Origin of the sequence: Oribacterium sp. P6A1 (assembly GCF_000702885.1) — a bacterium.
GTDB lineage: Bacteria > Bacillota > Clostridia > Lachnospirales > Lachnospiraceae > Oribacterium.
Genome location: NZ_JNKO01000013.1, coordinates 1 through 22920 on the forward strand (window position 1 = coordinate 1; position 22920 = coordinate 22920).

Genomic DNA, 22920 nt, shown 5'->3' on the forward strand with positions numbered 1-22920 from the left:
AGATCAGGACGAACGTACGATAGGAGAAATCTTCTATGTACTGTTACAGGAAATGGAAGACATTACATTCCAACATTCTCTTTTCATACTCGTAGAGGCTATGACTGCAAGTATAAAGAACATACTTCATATCACAGACGAACAGGTTGAAGAAATCTATAAGGATTTCTTTTTCAGATTGCCTGAATATATGCAGGATGCTCTGACAAGTGATTACAAAGTGGCGTAATTGTATTTTTATAGTCTAGAATATAGAGTTTTCAAGGTACGATGCCCACTATTTATGTGGGAAGTTTAAGAACCTTATAAAATCAATAAAACCACAAATAATACGGAAAACCAAAGAAAAACAGGGCGTAATATGGTATCATACATTCATAAGAGTCGTGATGTGCTGTAAATCAGATTGCTTTCATAAAGTCGTTAGAATTGTGTACCGGGCAATTGTGATTATCAGTACAATTTAAAAAATAACAGGGAGGCATGGTGGTTATGAAAGGCAGGATAAAAGTCGACCGTAAACTGGCTATTGTGGGCGTACTGCTCATTATATGTCTTGCTGCCGCACTGGTAATGTTCAAAGGAAACCCGGGAGGCAGCGTAGACGATGAAGCAGCTACCCGCAGCAGACCCAAAACCACACCGGCAGGTATGGTGGACCCAAATATAATCTCAAAGGGAACAAATTCGTGGCAGGGTCAGAATTATATTAATACCGCAAAAAGCGCACTTAATCTGGTGAACCAGCAAAGAGCCAACAACGGACTGGCCGCGCTCCAATGGGACGACAGCCTGGCAGCCTGCGCGATGATAAGGGCAACGGAGCTTCCGGCGGCCTTTTCCCATACAAGACCGGATGGCACCGACTGGTTTACCGTATGCCCGAATATCATGTATGGTGAAAACCTGGCACAGGGCTATACCTCTGCAGATGCCGCTGTAAACGCATGGATGAACTCTACCATGCATCGGGAAAACATTCTAAAGGCAGGCTTTGTGTCTTGTGGAATAGGCATATATGAAAAAGGCGGAAAGTGGTACTGGGTACAGGAATTTGGATACTACTAAAATAAGAAACAGAATATTCACACTGATAATAACGGCAATCCTTTCGACTGCCGTTTTATCGTGTACCTCTTGTTTTAAAAAAACTGTTGACGGAACAAAGGAAACAGGAACAGAAGAGGCTTCGGTCATAAAGACAGAGGGAAACGACACTTCAGGCGATTCTGTGGGAAGCTTCGATTTGCTTGTCTATATGATAGGCTCCGACCTGGAAAGCTTTGATGCTGCCGCAAGTAAGGATATACAGGAAATGCTCGGAGCGGCATCGGGCGACAAGCTGAACATTATAATCCAGACCGGCGGCTCAAAAAGCTGGCATCTCAACGGGATTGCGGGTGACAAGATAGGCAGGTACAGAATACGGAACGGAGAGTTAGAGACTATTGAACTCCTGGACAATGTAAGAATGTCAGAACCCGAAACACTCGCAGACTTTATCTCCTGGGCCGAAAAAAACCATCCGGCAGAAAGGTATGGACTGGTGCTTTGGGATCACGGCGGCGGAACTTTACTCGGTTATGGTCTTGATGAATACTATCCCGATGAAACAATGTGCATAGACCAGCTTCATGAGGCGCTCTCTGCGGGTGGACTGCATTTTGATTTTATCGGCTTCGACGCATGTCTTATGTGTACGGTTGAAACAGCTATGGCTCTGTCAGGACACGCCGATTATATGATAGCATCGGAGGAAACGGAACCTTCGACGGGCTGGTATTACACTGAATGGATAAAGCAGCTTTCCGGAAATCCCGGACTGCCCATTCCGGATCTAGCGGGAACCATAATTGACAGCTTTGTTTCCGGCCCTGATTTCAACAAATATGATTTTTATACACTGTCACTTGTTGATCTGAAAAAAATAGGCGGGCTTTACCTTGCATTAAGCGAATACTTTAAAGAAGAGGAGGCTGTCCTCAACGAACAGTACCAGAATACTTTAATAGCGAGAAAAACTACAAAAAGCTTCGGAAACGATGGCTATGAGCAGATAGATCTCTTTGACTACCTTAATTCTGCCGAAGAGGAATCACAAAACGAAAGAACCCGGAAAGTGATTGAAAAAGCAGAGGAGGCGGTCTGCTATTATAAGGGAACGGTAGCCGGCTCAAACGGCATAGCGCTATATTATCCTTATTTATATCCCGAACGTTTTGATCAGGTTATGGAAATGCTTTATGCTCTTGATTACGATGAAAGCTATTTTGATTTTTACAGACATTTTCTGAATGTTCTTGTAAAAACAAGGCTCACCGCATCGGAAGAAGGCGGCAAGGAGGAAAAAGCCGCATCAAATGTAAAGAAAATCCGTGATATTACCGTTGATTTGGGATTCAGCGAAGAGGATCTTTTAAAAACAAGTTGGTACGACCCGGACACCAAGCTTCCCGAAAACCTGCTTATACCGGATGTCAACGTGTTCCAGATGATAAAAAAAGATGATTTCGGCAAATTCGGACTGCATCTTCCGGATGAGCAATGGGAGCTGATATCAGATATATGGGTTGATTACTGGCTCGATTTGGATAATGGATGGCTGATAGACTGCGGAACCGACAAGTTTTACGAATGGGACTGGGACGACGACCTTACGATTGATTACGATGGCAAGTGGATGGCGCTGAACGGCGAGATCGTACCGTATTATTTAACCGGAGTCGTGCATGGCGAGACCTTTGCAGAGGACTACGCCTTTGGGTATGTTCCGGCAACACTGAACGACAAACCCATACAGATACAGATAGTCAATGATGCAGAAACTCCATATGGACGCTATGTCGGCTATAAATACAATTACGAAAAAGCTGATTCCAGATCCGAGAATGATCCAAAGATCAGTGCAAAGGGCCTGCACCAGTTTAAGGACGGCGATGAAATCAGAACGTATTATGCGAGATACAAAAAAGTGGACGGCATCGGTACAAGCACCTTTGACTCACTTGTTTATAACGGCGGCGATCCTATCATCTATAACGGCGGTCTCGAAGTAAGCTACGAGCCATTTGACAGGGATGGAAACAGGGATGTTCGTGTACTTGTGAATTTCCGTCTTAACGACATATACGGAAATACATACTATACCTATTCCATTGAATATAGCCTTTAAACATTATTGACTTAATAAAACATACCGCCACGATACCGTTTTATCCCGGTATTACGGCGGTGTTTTATTACAGTATCATTATCTTCCTGAATCTCACATTATCCCGACAGATCCCTTCGCCAGCTTATCTACAAGCTCATTAAATCTGACACCGGTATGGGCAGCGACTTTTTGGAAGCGGATTTCCATGCTGTTTCTCATTTCCGAAATAAAAGCCTTGTACTCAATGGTACCTTCTTTATTGGCTTTCCACTTATTGTCAGCCCACATTTCGATACCCATGTAATCGTAAAAAACAGTAATGCTTTTGATTCCCTGTTTTCCGGCTGCGCTGATTGCCGCCATGGATCCGTGAATCTCGCCGGCAACATTTCTCATGGATGCGAGAGATGCATCGGTACCGGAGCCCTGCAGAGTCTCAAAAGTTCCGTCTCTTCTCATGAGGATTCCGCCATAGCCGAATTTCTTTGATCTTATATTGTAGCTTCCGTCAACATAGGCAAGAGCTTCGGTGTCAACACCTGTGAATTCCGAAGTTATGTCCTCTGGTTTAATGTCACTGACGGAGTGAAACTGTGGACCCTGAGGAACCGAAACAGAAGCCGAAGTACCACCTGCTGTATTCCTGCATGATGATGCAGCAGATCCGGATGAACCTGCTATTCCGGATGATTCATATCTGTTGTTTCCAGCCGAACCGGTGCTTTTACTCGTTCCGCCTGCACTTCCGTATCCGCCGCCTGCTCCTGCAAATGCCTCTGCCTCCGCACGGGTGCTGAATTTCTTATATACTGCTCCGGAAAATCTCATAACCTGCGCTTTACAATCATTCCAGTTACTGTAGACTCCCGGTTTCTTTCCTCTTTGAACTGCGTAATAAAATGCCATATGTCACCTTCCATAAAATAAACTATAGTAATAATCAGTTCTATTCAGTTCATAATTTACTTGACTGATCAGAAACGGAAGAAAATGCAAGGGATGTGTGCCAAGGCTTGCGAGTTGAAAGAACAGCTGCGCAGACATGTACGAGACGGATGCACCTTGTGCATCAGGAACGAACATGTCGAGCAGGATGTACTTTCAACCGAGTGAGCCGGCACGCGCCCTGCATTTTCTGTGTTATATCCATACTGAACAGCAACTTATTCTACCCGAAAGTCCGGTTTAATACCACATAATCAGAAGTTAATGTTTTATAAAGATTTCAAATTCTCTTTAGATGACGTATATTACGTGTTATAATGCAGCAGACTTATAAATATGAAAGGACCTTCACTATGTCTCAAAAATTCAATGCAATTCTTTTAGACCTCGATGGTACACTTGTAAATACTCTTTACAGTCTTCAGGATACCATGAATAAAACCATGGAAAAGTTTAACTTTGACCCTATTTCCATGGAGCAGACAAAAAAATATGTCGGCGTTGGAAGCTACAGATTTGTTGAGCGTTCTGTTGAAGCTACCGCCAATCGTCTGTACAGAGAAGCTGAAAAGTGGGAAGAGAAGGACGAGGATAAGGCATTTGACCTTGATCAGCAGGCTGACGAGGTAATGGAGCAGATTGACGATGCCTATGAGACATACATGGAGATTTTCAGAGAAAACTGCACCTTTAAGGCTGAACCTTATCCCGGAATGAGAGAATCTCTTGATGCACTTAAAGCAAAGGGATGGAAGATTGCCTGCATTACAAACAAGCCTATGGAAGAGGCTGTTCTGGTTCTTAATCATGCCTTCGGGGAAGGATACTTTGATTACATATCAGGTGATGACGGAACACATCCTCTGAAGCCGGACACAGGAGTTGTGGATGATACATTGAGCCACATAGGCTGCAGCAAAGAAGAGTGTGTTTATGTAGGAGACACAAACACAGATATGGAGACAGCAAAGCGCGCCGGAATCAGATCCATCGGCTGCATCTATGGTTTCAGAACCCAGCAGGAGCTTGAAGAATCAGGAGCTGATGTTCTCATAAAGAGTGCAGAAGATATAGAGAAGGCAATCGGGTATCTTGAGGATAACTGAATGACTCGCTGTCACATGTAAAGCTGATAGGAACACCGGGCAAAGATTTATTCTCAATTCAGTTGTGTAAAACTGATTTTACAAAATTTTCATTATTTAAGCCATTTTATGGCAGTTTCGTCTGTTGACAATAAATTTTCATAAATCTATAATTAGCAATGCTGAATTCAGAGTGCTAATTTTGTATACACATTCTATCAGCCTGACCAGGTGGTGGTTTTTCCTCTTCCGGGATTAAGCTGTCATCATCGACATAGATTATTCTCATTACTGGAAGGAGTAATTATGACAAGTATAGATATCGTTTCCGGTTTCCTTGGAGCCGGTAAGACAACATTCATCCAGAGACTTCTGGACGAGGCATTGAAAACAGAAAAGGTCGTTCTCATCGAGAACGAGTTCGGTGAGATAGGAATCGACAGCGGTTTCCTCAAAGATTCCGGAATCCAGATCCGTGAGATGAACCAGGGTTGTATCTGCTGCTCACTTGTAGGTAATTTCGAGCAGTCTCTTACAGAGGTTGTTGAGACTTATCACCCTGACCGTATCATCATTGAGCCTTCAGGTGTAGGTAAGCTTTCAGATATCATCGGTGCAGTCAAGTCTGTTTCCGGAAATCTTGAGGTAGAGCTTCACGCTGCAGTTACTGTTGTGGATGCAAAGAAGGCAAAGATGTACTCAAAGAACTTCGGTGAGTTCTTCAACAATCAGATCGAGTACGCAGGAACAGTAGTGCTTTCAAGAACAGACATTGCTGACGAAGCAAAGGTTGGTGAGGCTGTTGCCATCATCAAGACCATTAATCCAAGAGCCACAGTTATCACAACACCTGAGGCTGAGCTCACAGGCGAGCAGCTGGTAAACATTATCTCAAAGAAGTATGATCTCGCTGATGAGATGCTTAAGGATGTTATGGAGCGTGTTCACGAGCACGAGGGTCATGACCACGAGGATGAGCATGACGAGGTAGAGACACTTCCTAACGGTGTTCAGATTCATCACAGCCATTCACATCATCACCATCATCACCATGATGAGCATGAGCATGATGAACACGATCACCACCACGAGGATGGCGAGGAGTGCTGCTGCCACCACCATGACGAAGATGAGCACGAGCACCATCACCATGACGAGCATGAGCATCACCATCATGAGGACGGTGAGGAGTGCTGCTGCCACCACCATGACGAGGATGAGCACGAGCACCATCACCATGACGAGCATGAGCATCACCATCATGAGGACGGTGAGGAGTGCTGCTGCCACCACCATGACGAGGATGAGCACGAGCATCATCACCATGATCACGAGCACCATCACGGATGCTGCTGCGGTCATGATCACGATGCCGATGAGATATTTACGACCTGGGGCGTTGAGACTCCTCATTCATTTGAGAAGGACAAGCTCTCCCATATTCTTGAAGAGATGGCTCATTCTGAGAAGTTCGGTAAGGTTGTAAGATGTAAGGGAATGCTTCCCACAAAGGACGGAGAGTGGATGTACTTTGATCTGGTTCCCGAGCAGACTGAGATCAGAACAGGCTCACCTGATTACACCGGCAAGGTTGTGGTAATCGGTGCAGAGCTTAACGAGAGTGCACTTCGCGAGGCATTCGCAGGAATGTAAAAATAACGACGGTGATTTCAATCACCGTCGATTTGTTATATGATGAATGAACCCTGATATTAATAAATGAATGGAGGCCCTATGGCTACAAGTGATAATTATGAATTAAATGACGATCAGATTCCCGTATTCCTCATTAACGGATTTCTTGAGGCAGGAAAGTCTGATTTTATAAAGTTTACCATGGCACAGGATTACTTCCAGACAGAGGGCACAACTCTTTTGCTTCTCTGTGAGGAAGGTGAATCTGAATATGATGACGCAACTCTTGAAAAGTATCATACCATTAAGATCCCTATGGAGAAGGAGACCGACTTTAACAAAGAGAATCTTCAGGCTCTTCAGGACAAGTACAATCCGGAGCGTATCATCATAGAGTGGAACGGAATGTGGAATCAGGATGATCTTCTGGACGGTCCTATGTCAGAGACTGCTCTCGCTGAACAGCAGGGACGTGCTCCTGAATATGAGCTTTCCATGCCTGAATCATGGGAAGTGTATCAGATCATTACTATCATAAATGGAGAGACGCTTGACCTTTATCTCGGAAACATGAAGAGCTTCATGGGTCAGATGCTTCGTAATGCAGAGCTTTGTATCGTAAACCGCTGCGATAACATCCCTAAGGAAAAGCTTGTGGATTACAGAAGAAAGATAAGAGCCATGGGTCAGAATGCCATGCTTGTCCTTGAGGGCAAGGATGGAGAGATTCCACAGGATACTCTTCCTGAGGACCTTCCTTATGACATAAATGAGCCGTCTATCGCTATCAGAAACGAAGATTACGGCACATGGTTCGTTGACTGCATGGATAATCCTGACAGATATGTAGGTAAGGAACTTTCATTCACCGCTATGATCTTAAACAGAAACGGAAGTCCCGAAAATGAAATCGTTCCGGGACGTATGGCCATGACATGCTGCGCACAGGATATGACCTTCCTCGGATATGTGGCAAAGGGCGAGCCTTCATTACTGTCCCAATTCAAGACCAGAGACTGGGCAAAGGTTACAGCTGTAGTAAACATGGAAGAAAGAGAAGAGTACGGCGGAGAGGGTCCTGTCCTTGAGATAAAGTCTCTCGTTCATACAGGTCCTATCGAAGAGACTGTGACTTTCTGATATAAATATCATAAGTCTGTCATCCACTTGTGCTTAGAACGCGCAGCGTTCCGATATAATCTTTATATACTCATATCATCAGAGTTCATTGTGTACATTCACACAATGAACTCTTTTTTTATCTCTTACATAACTCGTAGTAATGACGCAAAAAATTATCATAAATCCTTCTTGATATCCCTCTCCCCTTGGCATATAATAACCATAACTAGTACGATTTAAAGTGCTAAAGTAAAGTAGTGCTTTACTATCAAAAAAGAAGGGCGAAACAGTGTATAGGGTACTAATTTTCAGCACTGTTCGTGCCGCCGGAAAAGCGGTGGCGGAATGGAGAATATTATGAAGAGAATGACAAAATTAACAGCAGTTTCCATGGCAGCTGTAATTGCAGTTGCTTCACTGACAGCCTGTGGTTCATCCACTGCATCTTCTTCCACAGAGAAGGCAGCTGAAACCACTGCAAAGGCAGAAGAGGGTGCAAAGGATACAGCAGCAGCTCCTGCAGCCGAGTCCGGCGACAAGAAGTTCAAGGTTGGTATCTGCCAGCTGGTTCAGCACAGCGCACTTGATGCAGCAACAAAGGGCTTCGTTGACGTTCTCAAGGAGAAGTATGGCGATAATGTAGTCATTGACGAGCAGAACGCACAGGGTGACTCAGCAACATGTACCACAATCATAAACGGTTTCGTTTCCAATGAGTATGACCTTATCCTTGCCAATGCCACACCTGCTCTTCAGGCAGCCATGAATGCAACTCAGGACATTCCTATTCTCGGAACTTCTGTTACAGATTATGGTACAGCACTGGCTATGGACAACTTTGATGCCACAAAGGGAACAGGTATCAATGTTTCCGGAACTTCAGATCTGGCTCCTCTCGGACAGCAGGAAGATATGATTCTTGAACTGGTTCCTGATGTAAAGAAGGTTTCCATCCTTTACTGCTCAGCTGAAGCAAACTCAAAGTTCCAGGCTACAGAAATCGGCAAATACCTTAAGGAAGACGGAATCGACTACCAGGAATTCACATTTGCAGATTCCAACGATCTTCAGTCAGTAGTTCAGACAGCAGTGGCAGACTGTGATGCACTTTATATTCCTACAGACAATACAGCAGCTTCAAACATGACTGTTGTTACAAATATCGTTCAGCCTGCAGGTATCCCTATCATCTGCGGTGAGGAGAACATGATGATGTCCGGCGGACTTGCAACTCTTTCCATCAGCTATGAGGACCTTGGCCGTGCAACAGGTGAGCAGGCTATCGAGATCCTTTCAAACGGCGCAGATGTAAAGACCATGCCTATCGCTTACGCTTCCGCAACAACAAAGGAATACAACAAGGCATACGCTGATGCCATCGGAATCAAGATTCCGGATGACTACAAAGCAGTAGAGTGATATAGACATTATCACATATATGATAGTTCATCATGTATCTGAAATGATTTACCTTTAAATCAATTATACTCAGCACAGTGTTGTGTTTCTGATACTGTGCTGGGTTATTTTTACTTCAAAGCACACGGCCCTTTCATGCAGTACCTGATATTAACTGCTTACCGGGAATGAGGTGTCAGAGGTATATATTTTATATTTACGGAGATTTACAGATAATGGCAGCTTACTTTTCATCACTAAATCCGATAGCCTTATGGAATGCAGCACCCGGCGGTATTGCACAGGGTCTTATATGGGGTATCATGGCTCTCGGTGTTTATATTACCTTCAGAGTCCTAAACTTCGCTGATATGACTGTTGACGGTTCATTTTCACTGGGAGGCGCGGTTGCGGTCATGCTGATGCTTAACGGCGCTGATCCTTCCATAGTTCTTTTTGCCTCACTGGGTGCGGGACTCCTTTCCGGACTTATAACCGGAATACTTCACACAAAGCTCGGTATACCTGATATCCTTGCAGGTATTCTTACACAGATTTCCCTTTATTCCATAAACTTAAATATCATGGGTAAAGCAAATCAGGCTGTTCCTATAAACTCTGTACGGGTTTTCTTCACATCCAATATACGTTACCTCGGTCAGACACTTGCCCTTACGCTGGTTGTTGATATCATTATCGTTTCCATCATTTACTGGTTCCTGGGAACAGAACTGGGAAGCTCTATTCGTGCCACAGGTATAAACCCAGATATGTCAAGAGCACAGGGTATCGACACTAACAAAATGAAGATCATAGCTCTTATGCTTGGAAACGGTCTTGTAGCTCTTTCAGGCGGAATCCTTTCTGAGTATCAGGGATTTGCGGATGTCAAGATGGGACAGGGTTCCATCGTTATCGGTCTTGCCGCCGTAATCATAGGAGAGGTACTTGCCGAAGCACTGGTTGGAAAACGTCTTAATTTCGTAATGCGTTTAAGCTTCACCATCATCGGTGCCATCATTTACTACATGGTTTATGTCTTCGTTCTCTGGCTCAAGTTCCCTGCAGACGATATGAAGCTTCTCACAGCCATAGTGGTTGCAGCATTCCTTGCTGTTCCTTATCTTAAAGAGAAACGTATCAATTCATTTTCAGGACTCCAGAAGCGTAATGCGAAGCTTCAGGCAGAATCCTTAAATAACGATGAGGAGGCAGAATAATGCTGGAGATCAGAAACATTTGCAAAACATTTAATGCAGGCACCATCAATGAGAAGGTCGCTTTATCCAATGTAAGCATTACCCTTAATGATGGTGATTTCTGTACTGTTATCGGCGGTAACGGAGCCGGAAAATCCACCATCATGAACGCTGTCGCCGGTGTATGGCCCATTGATTCGGGAATGATCCTGGTAGACGGAACCGATGTTTCCGGTCTTTCAGAGTACCAGAGAGCGCCTTTCTTCGGCCGTGTTTTCCAGGATCCGAGAACAGGTACCGCAGGTGATATGCAGATTGACGAAAACCTGGCCCTTGCCGCAAGACGCGGACAGCGCCGAACTCTTCGCTGGGGCGTTACCAGAAAAGAGCAGGAGAAGTACAGAGATTATCTGAAAACTCTGGATCTGGGACTCGAGGACAGACTCACCGCCAAGGTAGGACTTCTTTCCGGAGGTCAGCGTCAGGCCCTGACACTTATTATGGCCACCATGAAAAAGCCAAAGGTTCTTCTTCTCGACGAGCACACAGCGGCTCTTGACCCGAAGACCGCTTCCAAGGTTCTTGCAGCTACAGACAGAATAGTGGAAGAGAATCATCTCACCACTCTTATGGTCACTCACAATATGCGTGATGCCATCATTCATGGAAATCGTCTCATCATGATGAACGAAGGCAAGGTTGCTTTGGATATCTCAGGTGAAGAAAAGAAGAAACTAACCGTTGAAGACCTTCTTCATAAATTTGAGGAAGTTACAGGCGGATCATTCGCAAATGACAGAATGCTGCTTTCGAAGTAAATGATAAAGAAAGAAAACATCACCCGCTTAAGAACACATATTCAGAAATTATATTGAATGTTCTTGAGGCAACTGTGCAGTTTATGTACAGTTGCCTTTTTTATGGTCGTGAAGTGAGTGTCTGAAACTGATATCACATCATAATTTTTTAATAATTACAGGAGAAACTATATGATATAATGATGGTTACGCAAAAATGTTATGTTGATTTCCAAGGAGTACCAATTAATGGAAAATTCTAAATTTAATTTTGATTTTCATATTGACCCCAAAAGAGACCGCGAAAGAAATATCATGTTTGTCGCGGCAGGTGTCCTTACGGTAATTGTTATCGGACTTGTGGCGGCCCTGGCGATAAACGGACAGAAATCCACCTATACAGAGTCTCTTGAACAGGAGACCGAAGTTCAGGCTTCTCAGGATGAAAGTTCTGCCGCTTCCGCCGAACCAAAGAAAGAGATGACCACTCTTGAAGAGGTTCAGGTCTTCACAAAAAATATCCAGATGGAAGCCATCATGAATTCCATCGCTCAGTACGGAAGCCTCGGAATCGTAAAGTGTGACAGTTACATAAACTTCCGAAGCGCTCCGAACCAGAATGACCTGACAACCATTGTTGGTATGCTTGCAAACGGTTCTGCGGTTGATGTACTGGAGGCTTCTCCCGAAGGAGCTGAAGGATGGATGCATGTCAGATCCGGCGGTATGGAAGGTTATGTTTCTTCAGCATATATAGTTACCGGTGACGAAGCCGTAACTCTGGCAGGCAGTCTCATAAAACCGAGAGCCACAGTTCTTGCCGATAAACTCCGTATACGTTCAACTCCTGAGATTATAGACGGCAATACCGTAGGTTCTGCCGCCAAGGGCGAAAAATACGAAGTGGTTAAGAGAGTCAGCAAAGACTGGATCATGATTGCCACCACCAACATTGACAATGTTGACCTCGCTTATATGTCAGCCTCCGATGAGAATGTCTCTCTCGGATACGGACTTGATGAAGCCAAGTCTCTGAATCTCAAGCAGAAGGTTCTCAATATGTACGATAACCTTGGTGTATCCCTTGCATCCGATTACATCAATGTACGCTCATCACCCAAGGAAGACGGAATAGCCAATATCATCGGTAAGTTCCCGGGCTACGGCGGATGTAATATCCTCGGTGAAGAGAACGGTTGGTATCATATCAAGTCCGGCGGCATCGACGGATACGTTCGCGCCGATCTTCTTGCAACAGGTCAGACAGCTCAGGATCTGGCTTTACAGAATGCCCACGTTATGGCCCTCATAAACACCCAGTCCCTTAACGTAAGATCACAGCCATCCACCGATTCGGAAGCCTGGACCCAGGTAACCAGCGGTCAGCGTTATGACGTACTGAATCAGCTGGACGGCTGGGTAGAGCTTGACCTCGGTGACGGTGATGACAGCGATTCATCTCAGGGTTCCTTCGTATCCACAAGAGATAACAATGTCTCCGTAACCTACGCTCTTCAGGAAGCCATAGAGTATTATCCGGCAGTAGAAGCTGCCAATGCAGCCGCAGCTTTCAGAAACAAGATTGTAAACTTCGCATGTCAGTACGTAGGTAATCCTTATGTATGGGGCGGTACATCCCTTACTCATGGTGCCGACTGTTCAGGTTTCGTTCAGTCAGTTCTCAAGAACTTCGGAATCTACGTTCCGCGAGTTTCCAGAGATCAGGCTCAGGCAGGCGTAAAGGTAACAAGCGAAAACATGAAGCCGGGAGACCTGGTATTCTATGCAAACAGCGGCGGAACCATCAACCACGTTGGTATGTACATAGGTAACGGTCAGATCGTAAATGCCGCTTCAAGAAAGTCAGGTATCAGAATTTACCGTTGGAACTACCGTACTCCTGTTGCCATAAGAAATGTAATCGGAGACTGATATACCTTTATACTGAATCTGACAGGAACTGGATCCTGCCGGATTTGGAATTCATTAACTGTTTAAAAAAAGCCGGATGGAAAACGTTTTTATGCATCGTTTCCACCCGGCTTTATGCTATAATGAAACAGTTTAGATTTTTTAATATTCAGGAGTCCTTCCTGAAGATCTTTATCTCACATAAAATGAAACTGATTGGAGATTATCATGAACGAATATATCATTAGCTGCTGTACTCCTATAGATACCTCTATGGAGTGGGTGGAGCAGAAGAAGGTTTATCCCTGCTACTTTCATTTGAGCCTTGGTACCGACGAGTACATTGATGATTTTGAACAGTCCATAACCACTGATGAGATCTACAGACGCATGCTTGCAGGAGAGAGATCAAAAACCTCCCAGGTCAATGTTCAGGAATACGAGGATCATTTCCGTAAGTTCTTTAATGAAGGAAAAGATATCATCCATGTGACTCTTTCCGGAGGAATCTCAGGAACCTACAATTCCGCAAGAATAGCAGCTGATAATCTGAGGGAGGAATTCCCCGACAGAAAGATCTTCATCATAGATTCCATAGGAGCCACCGGCGGCTATGCACTTCTTGTAGATAAGATGTGTGATTTAAGAGATGAAGGCATGGGCATAGATGAACTCGCTGCCTGGGCTGAGGAGCGTAAGCATTATATCCAGTCATGGTTCTTCACATCCGACCTTAAGTTCCTTATCATGGGCGGACGTGTTTCCAAGGCATCCGGTTTCATCGGCAATGTTTTAAACATTTGTCCTCTACTTGAGATCTGCTATGACGGATCCCTTAAGACAAGAGAGAAGATAAGAACCAAGAAAAAGGTAATGGAACGCATCCTGAAGAAAATGGAAGAAACCGCTGATGACCGTCTTATGTATTCTGATAAATGTTTCATCAATCAGGCAGGCTGTCTTGAAGACGGAGAAAAGATGGCTGCAATGATTGCAGAAAGATTCCCTAATCTCAAGGGCGGAAAGCCTTCCCTCTTTAAGGTTGGTCCTACCATAAGCTGTCATACCGGACCCGGAACCATCGCAGTATTCTGGTGGGGAGACAGGAGAATAGAAGATTAATATCAAAAAGACCCGTAACCGCCTTGGGGGAAGCATCACCTCAAAGCATTACGGGTCTTTTTTCATTATCACTTTAACTGACATAATCACCCGCTTTCAGGCAAGCCTGCTGTGGGTGATTATTCATTAATTGCAGTCACATAAGCGCATTTCTAAACTCTATGAGATTGAAATTATAGTAGTGTGTCGGTCTACCCTGTCTTACGGATTTGTCCTGAGCATCATTTTCGGTAAGCCTGATGATATTGAGATCCAGAAGCTTCGCAAGAATACGGCTGGCGGATCTCGGTGTGATGCCAAGTATAACTGAAAGCTCATGGGAGCTTATGATCTGCTTGTCATCCTGTTCAAACATACTTATGAGTTTCAGTATATTGGTTTCGTTGATTCCGTTCTCCCGTGAGAAGTTCAAAGCCTTCTCATTGGAATAGTTGTACATGAGCTGGGTGTCGGAACTTAGCGGTCCTGTCACCTTTCCTTCCTCACCGACAAAAAACGCATCATTTCTTCCGTATCTGTTGGCCTCCATGAGGGCATGCTCTGCAAAATATCTGGAACGTTCCTTTGAAGAGCTTACGCCTGCGCCTATTCTGAAAGCAAATCCAAGTTCTTTCTTCATTCTGAGAAGGAAAGGTCTCAGCTTATCAATCTCAAATGTTCCTGCCTCCAGTCTGTCATGTATCTCAAACTGGTTGAATCCCTGGGAAATGGAGAAATGCCGGTGTGTATCCTTACGATAATCCGCAAGCATCTTATACACAGTGGCCTCACGGTATTCCTGCTCCTCCTGTTCGATGTCTTCACCGAAAGGAAGTCTGATGAGAATGCTTATCTCGTCCTTCTGTTCGATCTGATTAAGTCTCAGCTCCTTCATGGCGGATCTTATGGACTTTACGATCATATCCTCTGAAGGAAATACTGCAACATAAGGAATATGAAGCTCATCCAGTCTTTTCAGATTGTTGATGGAGCGGGAGAGTATGTAGTCTATCTTTCCTTCATCCCAAAGCTTCTTTGCGTAAGCGGTAATATGCTTATAGTCATAATGGGTATCCTCAAAGAAATACGGACAGTCTTCCTTCCTTATATACTGTCTGATTCCCATGTAGTTATTTGTGGAAGTCAGGAAATCACAAAAGATACGGTTAAGAGAAGTTGCAGGATGCTCGATCTTGAACTGAAGGAGTATGGACAGCACATCTATAGGCTCATAGGCCGTAAAGGTACAGGGTATCCTGATATCCGGAAACTTATTCTTTATATAATGATATCCAAGCTCTCCCGAGAAGAAGATGACATCACATTTCCCCTTACAGTCCTGATATATCTCATCTATATCGGACATCTTCTTATAAATATATTTATAGAACTGACATCCGAAATCATGTTCGGCTATAACTTTGTCAACAGGCTCAAGGGAATGATCCGGGCTTACAATAGCAACATTTGTCATAGTGTTCTCCATGTTACTGATTATCTCAGCAGAATTAGTACTAAACCCATATAATTCAATATGGACACAAGCACCTCGGCATGCTCTGATCCCGGTGCTTTGTATTTAAAGACATGCAATTTTATGTCTTTAAGCATAAGGTATCACCCCAGGTTTTTAAAGTCAAATGAAACATGTTCAAATTTCATAAATACAATATAAAATCAAACTTTACACGGTGTCACATTTCATCAAAATAGAACATGAGTTTTTAGGAGATGGATTTTATGAATATTTTGGTCTATACTATATGAGTTATATTTTGCAATTTTAAGGTGGAATAAATGGGTAGACCAAAGGGTAGTAAAAATAAAACCAAGAAGGCCGCTTCAAAAAGCAGCCGTTCCAAAAAGAACACTTATGATGCGCCTATGATGGGTGATGAAGTTGCGATCATTATCACATTCGCAGTTTCTGCATTTTTATTTTTAGCTAATTTAGGACTTTGCGGACCCGTAGGAGCTGTACTCAAGAGTGTACAGCTTGGACTCTTCGGTATCATGGGTTTCCTTTTTCCTATATTATTAAGCTTCGTAGTTGTATTCATTCTGTCAAATCTTGACAATCCATACGCAACTTTTCGCATGACAACAGCCCTGTTTATGCTGATTTTTATCTCGGCTATTTTTCAGCTTACCTTCGGGGGCGGTGTCACCAATATGAGTCTCGCTGATTTTTACAAAGAAGGCTCCCAGCAGGGAACCGGCGGCGGAATCATTGGCGGAGCGCTTGCCATGGTACTTTTCACCATAGCAGGAAATGTAGGCTCCATGCTCATACTTCTGGCTGCCTGCTTCATATGTCTCATTTACATAACAGGCAAGCCTCTCGCAAGGATGCTTGCCGAAAGCTCAAGCCTTGCAGCACTTCGTGCCACAGAGCGTGCAAAGGAGGACTGGAACAATGTTACCGAATCTGCACGTATCCACAGAGAAGAGAGGAGACTGGCCAGAGAAGCACAGCAGCGTGAAATGGCGCAAAGACGTGTTGACTTTACTCTTACAGATCAGTCATCAGCTGCTCAGGAATCACCTTACACTCCGGAGACTCAGGAGAATACCGGCTATGATGATCTTCCGTATTTTGATGAGCCTACAGGTAATGAAGCTTCACAGTATGATGCCGGTTATCCTGAAACCGGGGAGCAGTATACTGATGATAAAAACCTTCTTGGGCCTGACGAGTACAGAGACAACACAGTGGAGCTTCCTCTCAATGTAAAGCACACGCCTGTTATGCTTATGAATCCGTCTCCGCTGCCGAAATCCAAAGCTTCAAAATACAACATCAAGCCTCGTCCGGAAACTCTTTCCGCAGCTTCTCCGGTTACATCAGAGGTTCCTTCAGATCCTGCTTTTGATGAAGAAGAGCTTCCTGACACAAACGGAAACACGGATTCCTACGATGAAGTTGAAGCAGCTCTTGACGCTGCATTTAACCGCATGTCATCTGTCACTACAGGGCCAAAGGCTGGGGATATAGACTCCGGGTCTTTTGGATCAGATCCTGTACCTTCACAGGAAGACAGGTCAGATATACAGTCCGCTGTAAGAGTTCCTCACTTCGGCGAAGATAATGAGCCTGAGATAACAGTAACAGATATCACCGACGATTTCTCTTCCGACATCGAAAAAGCGAATGTCACCTTTGAAGAGGAAAGTGCACCGAAATCCGAAGATTTTAACAGCTCTGTTTCCGGAAATATCATTTCGGGAGCATTTGACAACAGAAATACGGATTCCTATGAGTCGGATTATTACGACGATGAATCAGGGGACTCTGATGAGATTCCGGACAATATCCTCACCATAGCACCGGCAGAAGAGAGTATATCCATTGATTCTCCGGCGGATCATGATACTTATGATTCCGATGAAGAATACTATACAGAGGACTTTAAAGAAGCTCCTGAAGTTTCAGACAAACCTGCCGTATTATCAAGCGGCGATATGACTGAGGCCGGTACACGACGCATCGTAACTTCCGGCGGTCAGGTCATCGAAGTCGATGTTGAGCCTGTGATCAAGAAGCCTCAGACTCAGCTCGATCGTGAAAAGATAGAAAACACTCCGACAGAAGCAGACAACAGGAAGGTAGAGCAGGAGATAAAGCAGAAGAAGCCTCAGAAGCCTTATGTTATTCCTCCTCTCAGCCTGCTGTCTACAGGCGGAGCTCAGGATATGGATTCAAGAGAAGAAATCCGTCAGAATGCAGTGATACTTCAGGAGACTCTGAAGAGCTTCGACATCGAAGTGAAGATCACGGACATTTCTGTAGGACCTTCTGTTACACGATATGAAATCCAGCCGGATATAGGTGTCAAGGTCTCCAAGATCGTTTCTCTTACAGACGATATCAAAATGAGACTTGCAGCAACAGATATCCGTATCGAAGCTCCTATCCCCGGAAAATCAGCTGTGGGTATAGAAGTCCCCAACAAGCACAGCTCCGTGGTTCATCTCGGTGATGTGCTTAGAAGTCCTGACTTTGCCGACTCGAAGTCAAAGATTGCCTTTGGTGTAGGTAAAGACATTTCAGGAAAGACCATCGTTACAGACATTGCAAAGATGCCTCATCTTCTCATCGCCGGATCAACAGGTTCAGGTAAGTCTGTTTGTATCAACACACTTATCATGTCCATGCTCTTCAAGTACAAGCCTGAGGAGCTTCGTATGATCATGGTGGATCCGAAGGTGGTTGAGCTTAGTGTGTATAACGGTATACCTCACCTTCTCATCCCTGTAGTAGTGGATCCAAAGAAGGCTGCTGCCGCTCTCAACTGGGCCGTGGCAGAAATGACAGAACGATATAAGAAATTTGCCGAAACAGGTTCCAGAGACCTGAAGGGCTATAACGAAAAAATAGAAAGAATAATTAACGATCCTGAGATTCCTGAAGATCAGAAGCCTGAAAAGCTTCCTCAGATAGTCATCATTATCGATGAGCTTGCCGACCTTATGATGGTCTCAAGCCAGGAAGTGGAAGATGCCATCTGCCGTATCGCACAGCTTGCAAGAGCTGCGGGTATGCACCTTGTTATCGCAACCCAGCGTCCTACCGTCAATGTCATCACAGGTCTTATCAAGGCCAATGTTCCCAGCCGTATCGCATTTGCGGTATCTTCCGGAACCGATTCCCGTACCATCATCGATATGAACGGTGCGGAGAAGCTTCTCGGAAAGGGAGATATGCTTTTCTTCCCTCAGGGTATACCGAAGCCTATTCGTGTTCAGGGCGCCTTTGTTTCCGATCAGGAAGTATCAGCTGTAACAGAATACATCAAAAAGACCATGGGTGAAGTGGAGTACAGCGAAGACATTCAGGCAAAGGTACAGTCCGGCGGAGGTTCAGGAAGCTCAGGCGGAGCCCAGAACGACATGGACGAGCTTTTCCATGATGCCGGTCAGCTCATCATAGAGTCTGAAAAAGCATCCATAGGTATGCTTCAGCGAAAGTTCCGTATAGGATTCAACCGTGCCGCAAGAATCATGGATCAGCTTGCGGATGCCAATGTTGTCGGCCCGGAAGAGGGCACCAAACCCCGTAAGATACTTATGACTCTTGCGGAATTTGATTCATTGTTTTCATAATTTCTTACTAAGTGTTGATATAGAAGAAGGACTTAAGGGTAAGGGCCTCTGTATAGGTTCTTAACCCCGGTCCGGTCTTCTGCATCATAGATTTTCTGTTGTCTATCAAAGAGGAGAAAGAGGTAAAAAATGAAGTCTGATATTCAAATCGCACAGGAAGCCATGATGGAGCGCATCACAGATGTTGCGGCAAGATACAACATCGATGCCGATGATCTTGAGCAGTACGGAAAGTACAAGGCAAAGCTAAGCAACGAGCTCTGGTCAAAGATCAAGGACAGACCGGACGGAAAGCTGGTACTTGTCACAGCCATCAACCCTACACCGGCAGGAGAGGGTAAGACTACCACATCTATCGGTCTTGCAGATGCCTTAAATCATATCGGAAAGAAAACCGTAGTGGCATTGAGAGAGCCGTCTCTCGGACCATGCTTCGGAATCAAGGGCGGTGCCGCCGGCGGCGGTTACGCTCAGGTAGTTCCCATGGAGGACCTGAATCTTCATTTCACAGGAGATTTCCACGCTATAACCAGCGCCAACAATCTCCTTGCCGCACTCCTCGACAATCATATACAGCAGGGCAACGAGCTTCGCATCGACTTAAAGAGCATCAACTGGAAGAGATGTGAAGACATGAACGACCGTCAGCTCCGTAATATCATCATCGGTATGGGAAGAAAAACTGACGGTGTGGTAAGAGAAGACCACTTCGTCATAACCGTGGCATCAGAGATCATGGCAGTTCTGTGTCTTGCAGATAACATGGATGATCTTAAGGTACGCCTTGCACGTATCATAGTTGCATACGATGTAGACGGAAAGCCTGTAACAGCAGAAGATCTTCATGCCACAGGTTCTATGGCAGCTCTTCTCAAGGATGCCATCAAGCCTAACATCATTCAGACTCTTGAGCACAACATGGCCATAGTTCACGGCGGTCCCTTTGCAAACATTGCCCACGGCTGCAATTCAGTGCAGGCTACAAGATTTGCCATGAAGCTCGGCGAAATCGCAGTTACCGAGGCAGGCTTCGGCGCGGATCTCGGTGCAGAGAAGTTCTTCGACATCAAGTGCCAGATGGCAGGCTTCGTTCCAAACGCAGTTGTTCTTGTAGCAACAGTTCGTGCCCTCAAGTATAACGGCGGTGTTCCGAAGGCAGAGCTCGGCACTGAGAACATCGAGGCTCTCAAAAAGGGTATCGTGAACCTCGAAAAGCACATCGAGAATCTCCAGACCTACGGAATCCCTGTAGTAGTCGCTATCAATCAGTTCGCATCAGATACAGAAGCAGAGCTTCAGTTCGTTGAAAACTTCTGCCGTGATAAGGGTGCAGAGTTCGCTCTTTCAAAGGTTCACGGAGAAGGCGGAAAGGGCGGCGCAGAGCTTGCAGAGGCTGTAGTCAGAACTCTCGAAACAAAGGTATCAGACTTCACCCCTGTACAGAAGCTTTCCGATTCTCTTTACGATAAGATAGAAGCTGTTGCCACAAAGATTTACGGAGCAGACGGTGTTGACTTTGATGCAAAGGCAAAGAAAGCTCTTGACCGCCTTACAGAACTTGGATTCGGCAATGTCCCTGTATGTATGGCAAAGACCCAGTACAGTCTGAGTGATGACCCGAAGAAGCTCGGAAGACCTGAAAATTTCCGTATCACAGTAAGAGATGCTTATGTATCCGCAGGCGCCGGTTTCATCGTATGCCTCACAGGAGATATCATGACCATGCCGGGTCTTCCCAAGAAGCCTGCAGCCTTCGATATCGACGTAGTAGACGGAAAGATCGTAGGTCTGTTCTAAACAGGATAGTGTTTTGCTGCGGCAGCCTGAATATGTGTATGAGGATAAAAGCTATGCGACTGAAACGAGCATTGCGATTCCGAATATACATTCAGGATTGCTGAAGCGGGAAGCAAGAAGCAATCCTTACTATCAACTAAAATATTTTTCAAAAAGAAAGCGATATTTGTCATGGCTATTTTTTCAGATTGGCTTAAAGAATTATCATATGAAACTTTACACGGAGATACCTCTTCACAGGAAGTAACTGAAGTCGTATTTGACTCACGAAAGGCCGGACCCGATACAGTTTTTGTATGTATGAAGGGTGCCAATACAGATTCACACAGCTTTATTCCCGATGTAATCTCAAAAGGCTGTACTGCCATAGTTGTTGAGGATGAAGCTTCCGCTCTTCCCGTAGACATTTCCGAGATAAACGAGGATATAACCATCGTAAAGGTTTTCAACACCCGTGAAGCTCTTGCCTGTATCAGTGCTGCACGTTTCGGGTATCCTTCAAAGGAGATGACTGTTATCGGCATCACCGGAACAAAAGGAAAGACCACAACTGCACACATGATAAAGCAGATCATCGAAGCTGACGGAAAATCGGCAGGCTATATCGGTACAACAGGAGTGGAGTACTGCGGAAATCATATAGAGACAAAGAACACCACTCCAGAGTCCTATGATCTTCAGAAATATTTCAGAGATATGGTGAACGCAGGCTGCAGCTACGTTGTTCTTGAAGCCTCTTCACAGGCATTTAAACTCAACAGGGTTTCAGCCATCACCTTTGATTACGGTATCTTCACAAATATCGAGCCCGATCACATCGGACCTAATGAGCATGCGGATTTCGAAGAATACAAGTACTATAAGAGCTGTATCTTCAAACAGTCAAAGGTCGGAATCATCAATATGGATGCCGACTATGCCGCCGAGCTTATTGAAGGCTCGCCCTGCAAGATGTACACCTTCTCATTGAATAAGACTTCAGACTTTATGGCGGACAATCTTCATGCTGTCAACAGCGGTGATTTTGTGGGTATCGATTTCCATGTGCTCGGACATACAGAGCTTGATGTAAAGCTTGATCTTCCGGGTAAGTACAATGTCTACAATGCCCTTGCAGCCATCAGCTGTCTCACTCTTGCAGGCATAGATAAAAAAGCCATTCTCCGTGCTCTCCGAAAGGTACATGTTGCCGGAAGAACAGAGGTAGCATTTAAGAATGACAACATGTCTGTTCTCGTAGACTATGCACACAATGAGATGGCTATGGAGAACCTCTTAAGCACACTTAGAGAGTATGAGCCCAAACGTCTTGTTGTGGTATTCGGCTGCGGAGGAAACAGAGCCAAGGACAGAAGATACGGTATGGGAAAGGCTGCCGCAGAATTTGCGGATCTCAGCATCCTCACTTCCGACAACTCCCGTTTTGAAGAACCTCAGGATATCATCAATGATATCAAGTCAACCCTTGTTCCTGCAGGCGGAAAGTTTGTTGAGATACCGGACCGCCGCGAAGCCATCGAATATGCCATGACTCATGCGGAAAAGGGTGATATGATCGCCGTTATCGGAAAGGGGCATGAGGACTATCAGGAAGTAAAGGGCGTCAGAACCCATTTCCTTGACAGTGAAGTTATTGAAGAGACCGCTGAAAAATACCATTTATAATATAAGCG

At 44.9% G+C, this 22920-nt stretch carries 15 protein-coding genes and 1 pseudogene; 14 read left to right on the forward strand and 2 right to left on the reverse strand.

The window, feature by feature from the left end:
• The 3 genes and pseudogenes from T515_RS17615 to T515_RS09920 form a co-directional block, all read left to right on the forward strand.
• A pseudogene (locus tag T515_RS17615) lies at positions 1-229 on the forward strand (IS4 family transposase); the annotation flags it as partial.
• Positions 230-492: 263 nt separating this feature from the next.
• On the forward strand, positions 493-1068 hold the full coding sequence (locus T515_RS16675; RefSeq protein ID WP_051671626.1) for a CAP domain-containing protein: 576 nt from the start codon (positions 493-495) through the stop codon (positions 1066-1068).
• Positions 1019-3172: a clostripain-related cysteine peptidase gene (locus T515_RS09920; RefSeq protein WP_081832769.1), complete on the forward strand. Its 2154-nt coding sequence runs from the start codon at positions 1019-1021 to the stop codon at positions 3170-3172. Before T515_RS16675 ends, T515_RS09920 begins: the two co-directional genes overlap by 50 nt.
• 93 nt (positions 3173-3265) lie before the next feature.
• Here T515_RS09920 and T515_RS09925 read toward each other — a convergent pair whose 3' ends face one another.
• Positions 3266-4060 (reverse strand): ribonuclease H family protein, encoded by a 795-nt coding sequence (locus T515_RS09925; protein WP_036610506.1) that lies wholly within the window; start codon positions 4058-4060, stop codon positions 3266-3268.
• Positions 4061-4452: 392 nt separating this feature from the next.
• On the opposite strand from T515_RS09925, the gene T515_RS09930 reads away from it, so the two are divergent.
• From T515_RS09930 to T515_RS09965, 8 genes are all read left to right on the forward strand, one after another.
• A complete protein-coding gene (locus T515_RS09930; protein ID WP_036610507.1) occupies positions 4453-5205 on the forward strand; it encodes an HAD family hydrolase in 753 nt (250 codons plus the stop codon).
• A gap of 285 nt (positions 5206-5490) precedes the next feature.
• Complete coding sequence (locus T515_RS09935) at positions 5491-6837, forward strand: GTP-binding protein (RefSeq protein ID WP_036610510.1); 1347 nt, start codon at positions 5491-5493, stop codon at positions 6835-6837.
• 81 nt (positions 6838-6918) lie between these two features.
• Positions 6919-7959, forward strand: a complete 1041-nt coding sequence (locus T515_RS09940; RefSeq protein WP_036610513.1) for a TIGR03943 family putative permease subunit — start codon at positions 6919-6921, stop codon at positions 7957-7959.
• Between the two features lie 339 nt (positions 7960-8298).
• Complete coding sequence (locus tag T515_RS09945) at positions 8299-9360, forward strand: ABC transporter substrate-binding protein (protein WP_197026422.1); 1062 nt, start codon at positions 8299-8301, stop codon at positions 9358-9360.
• A 215-nt stretch (positions 9361-9575) separates the two neighbouring features.
• Complete coding sequence (locus tag T515_RS09950) at positions 9576-10559, forward strand: ABC transporter permease (RefSeq protein WP_036610518.1); 984 nt, start codon at positions 9576-9578, stop codon at positions 10557-10559.
• Positions 10559-11356, forward strand: a complete 798-nt coding sequence (locus T515_RS09955) for an ABC transporter ATP-binding protein (RefSeq protein WP_036610521.1) — start codon at positions 10559-10561, stop codon at positions 11354-11356. Before T515_RS09950 ends, T515_RS09955 begins: the two co-directional genes overlap by 1 nt.
• A 228-nt stretch (positions 11357-11584) precedes the next feature.
• Positions 11585-13267: a C40 family peptidase gene (locus T515_RS09960; RefSeq protein WP_051671627.1), complete on the forward strand. Its 1683-nt coding sequence runs from the start codon at positions 11585-11587 to the stop codon at positions 13265-13267.
• Between the two features lie 207 nt (positions 13268-13474).
• Positions 13475-14368, forward strand: a complete 894-nt coding sequence (locus tag T515_RS09965; RefSeq protein ID WP_036610524.1) for a DegV family protein — start codon at positions 13475-13477, stop codon at positions 14366-14368.
• Between the two features lie 136 nt (positions 14369-14504).
• Here the strand turns inward: T515_RS09965 and T515_RS09970 are convergent, their stop codons facing one another.
• Positions 14505-15821, reverse strand: coding sequence for a hypothetical protein (locus T515_RS09970; RefSeq protein ID WP_036610527.1), 1317 nt, complete (start codon positions 15819-15821; stop codon positions 14505-14507).
• A gap of 323 nt (positions 15822-16144) precedes the next feature.
• Here T515_RS09970 and T515_RS09975 point away from each other — a divergent pair, with 323 nt between their 5' ends.
• The 3 genes from T515_RS09975 (at position 16145) to T515_RS09985 (ending at position 22912) form a co-directional block, all read left to right on the forward strand.
• Positions 16145-19450: an FtsK/SpoIIIE family DNA translocase gene (locus tag T515_RS09975; protein ID WP_051671628.1), complete on the forward strand. Its 3306-nt coding sequence runs from the start codon at positions 16145-16147 to the stop codon at positions 19448-19450.
• A gap of 129 nt (positions 19451-19579) precedes the next feature.
• Entirely contained in the window at positions 19580-21247 is a 1668-nt protein-coding gene (locus T515_RS09980; RefSeq protein WP_036610529.1) for a formate--tetrahydrofolate ligase, read from the forward strand.
• A gap of 171 nt (positions 21248-21418) precedes the next feature.
• Positions 21419-22912 carry a UDP-N-acetylmuramoyl-L-alanyl-D-glutamate--2,6-diaminopimelate ligase gene (locus T515_RS09985; RefSeq protein WP_036610532.1) on the forward strand — a complete coding sequence of 498 codons (1494 nt, stop codon included), beginning with the start codon at positions 21419-21421 and terminating at the stop codon, positions 22910-22912.
• Positions 22913-22920: the final 8 nt, after the last annotated feature.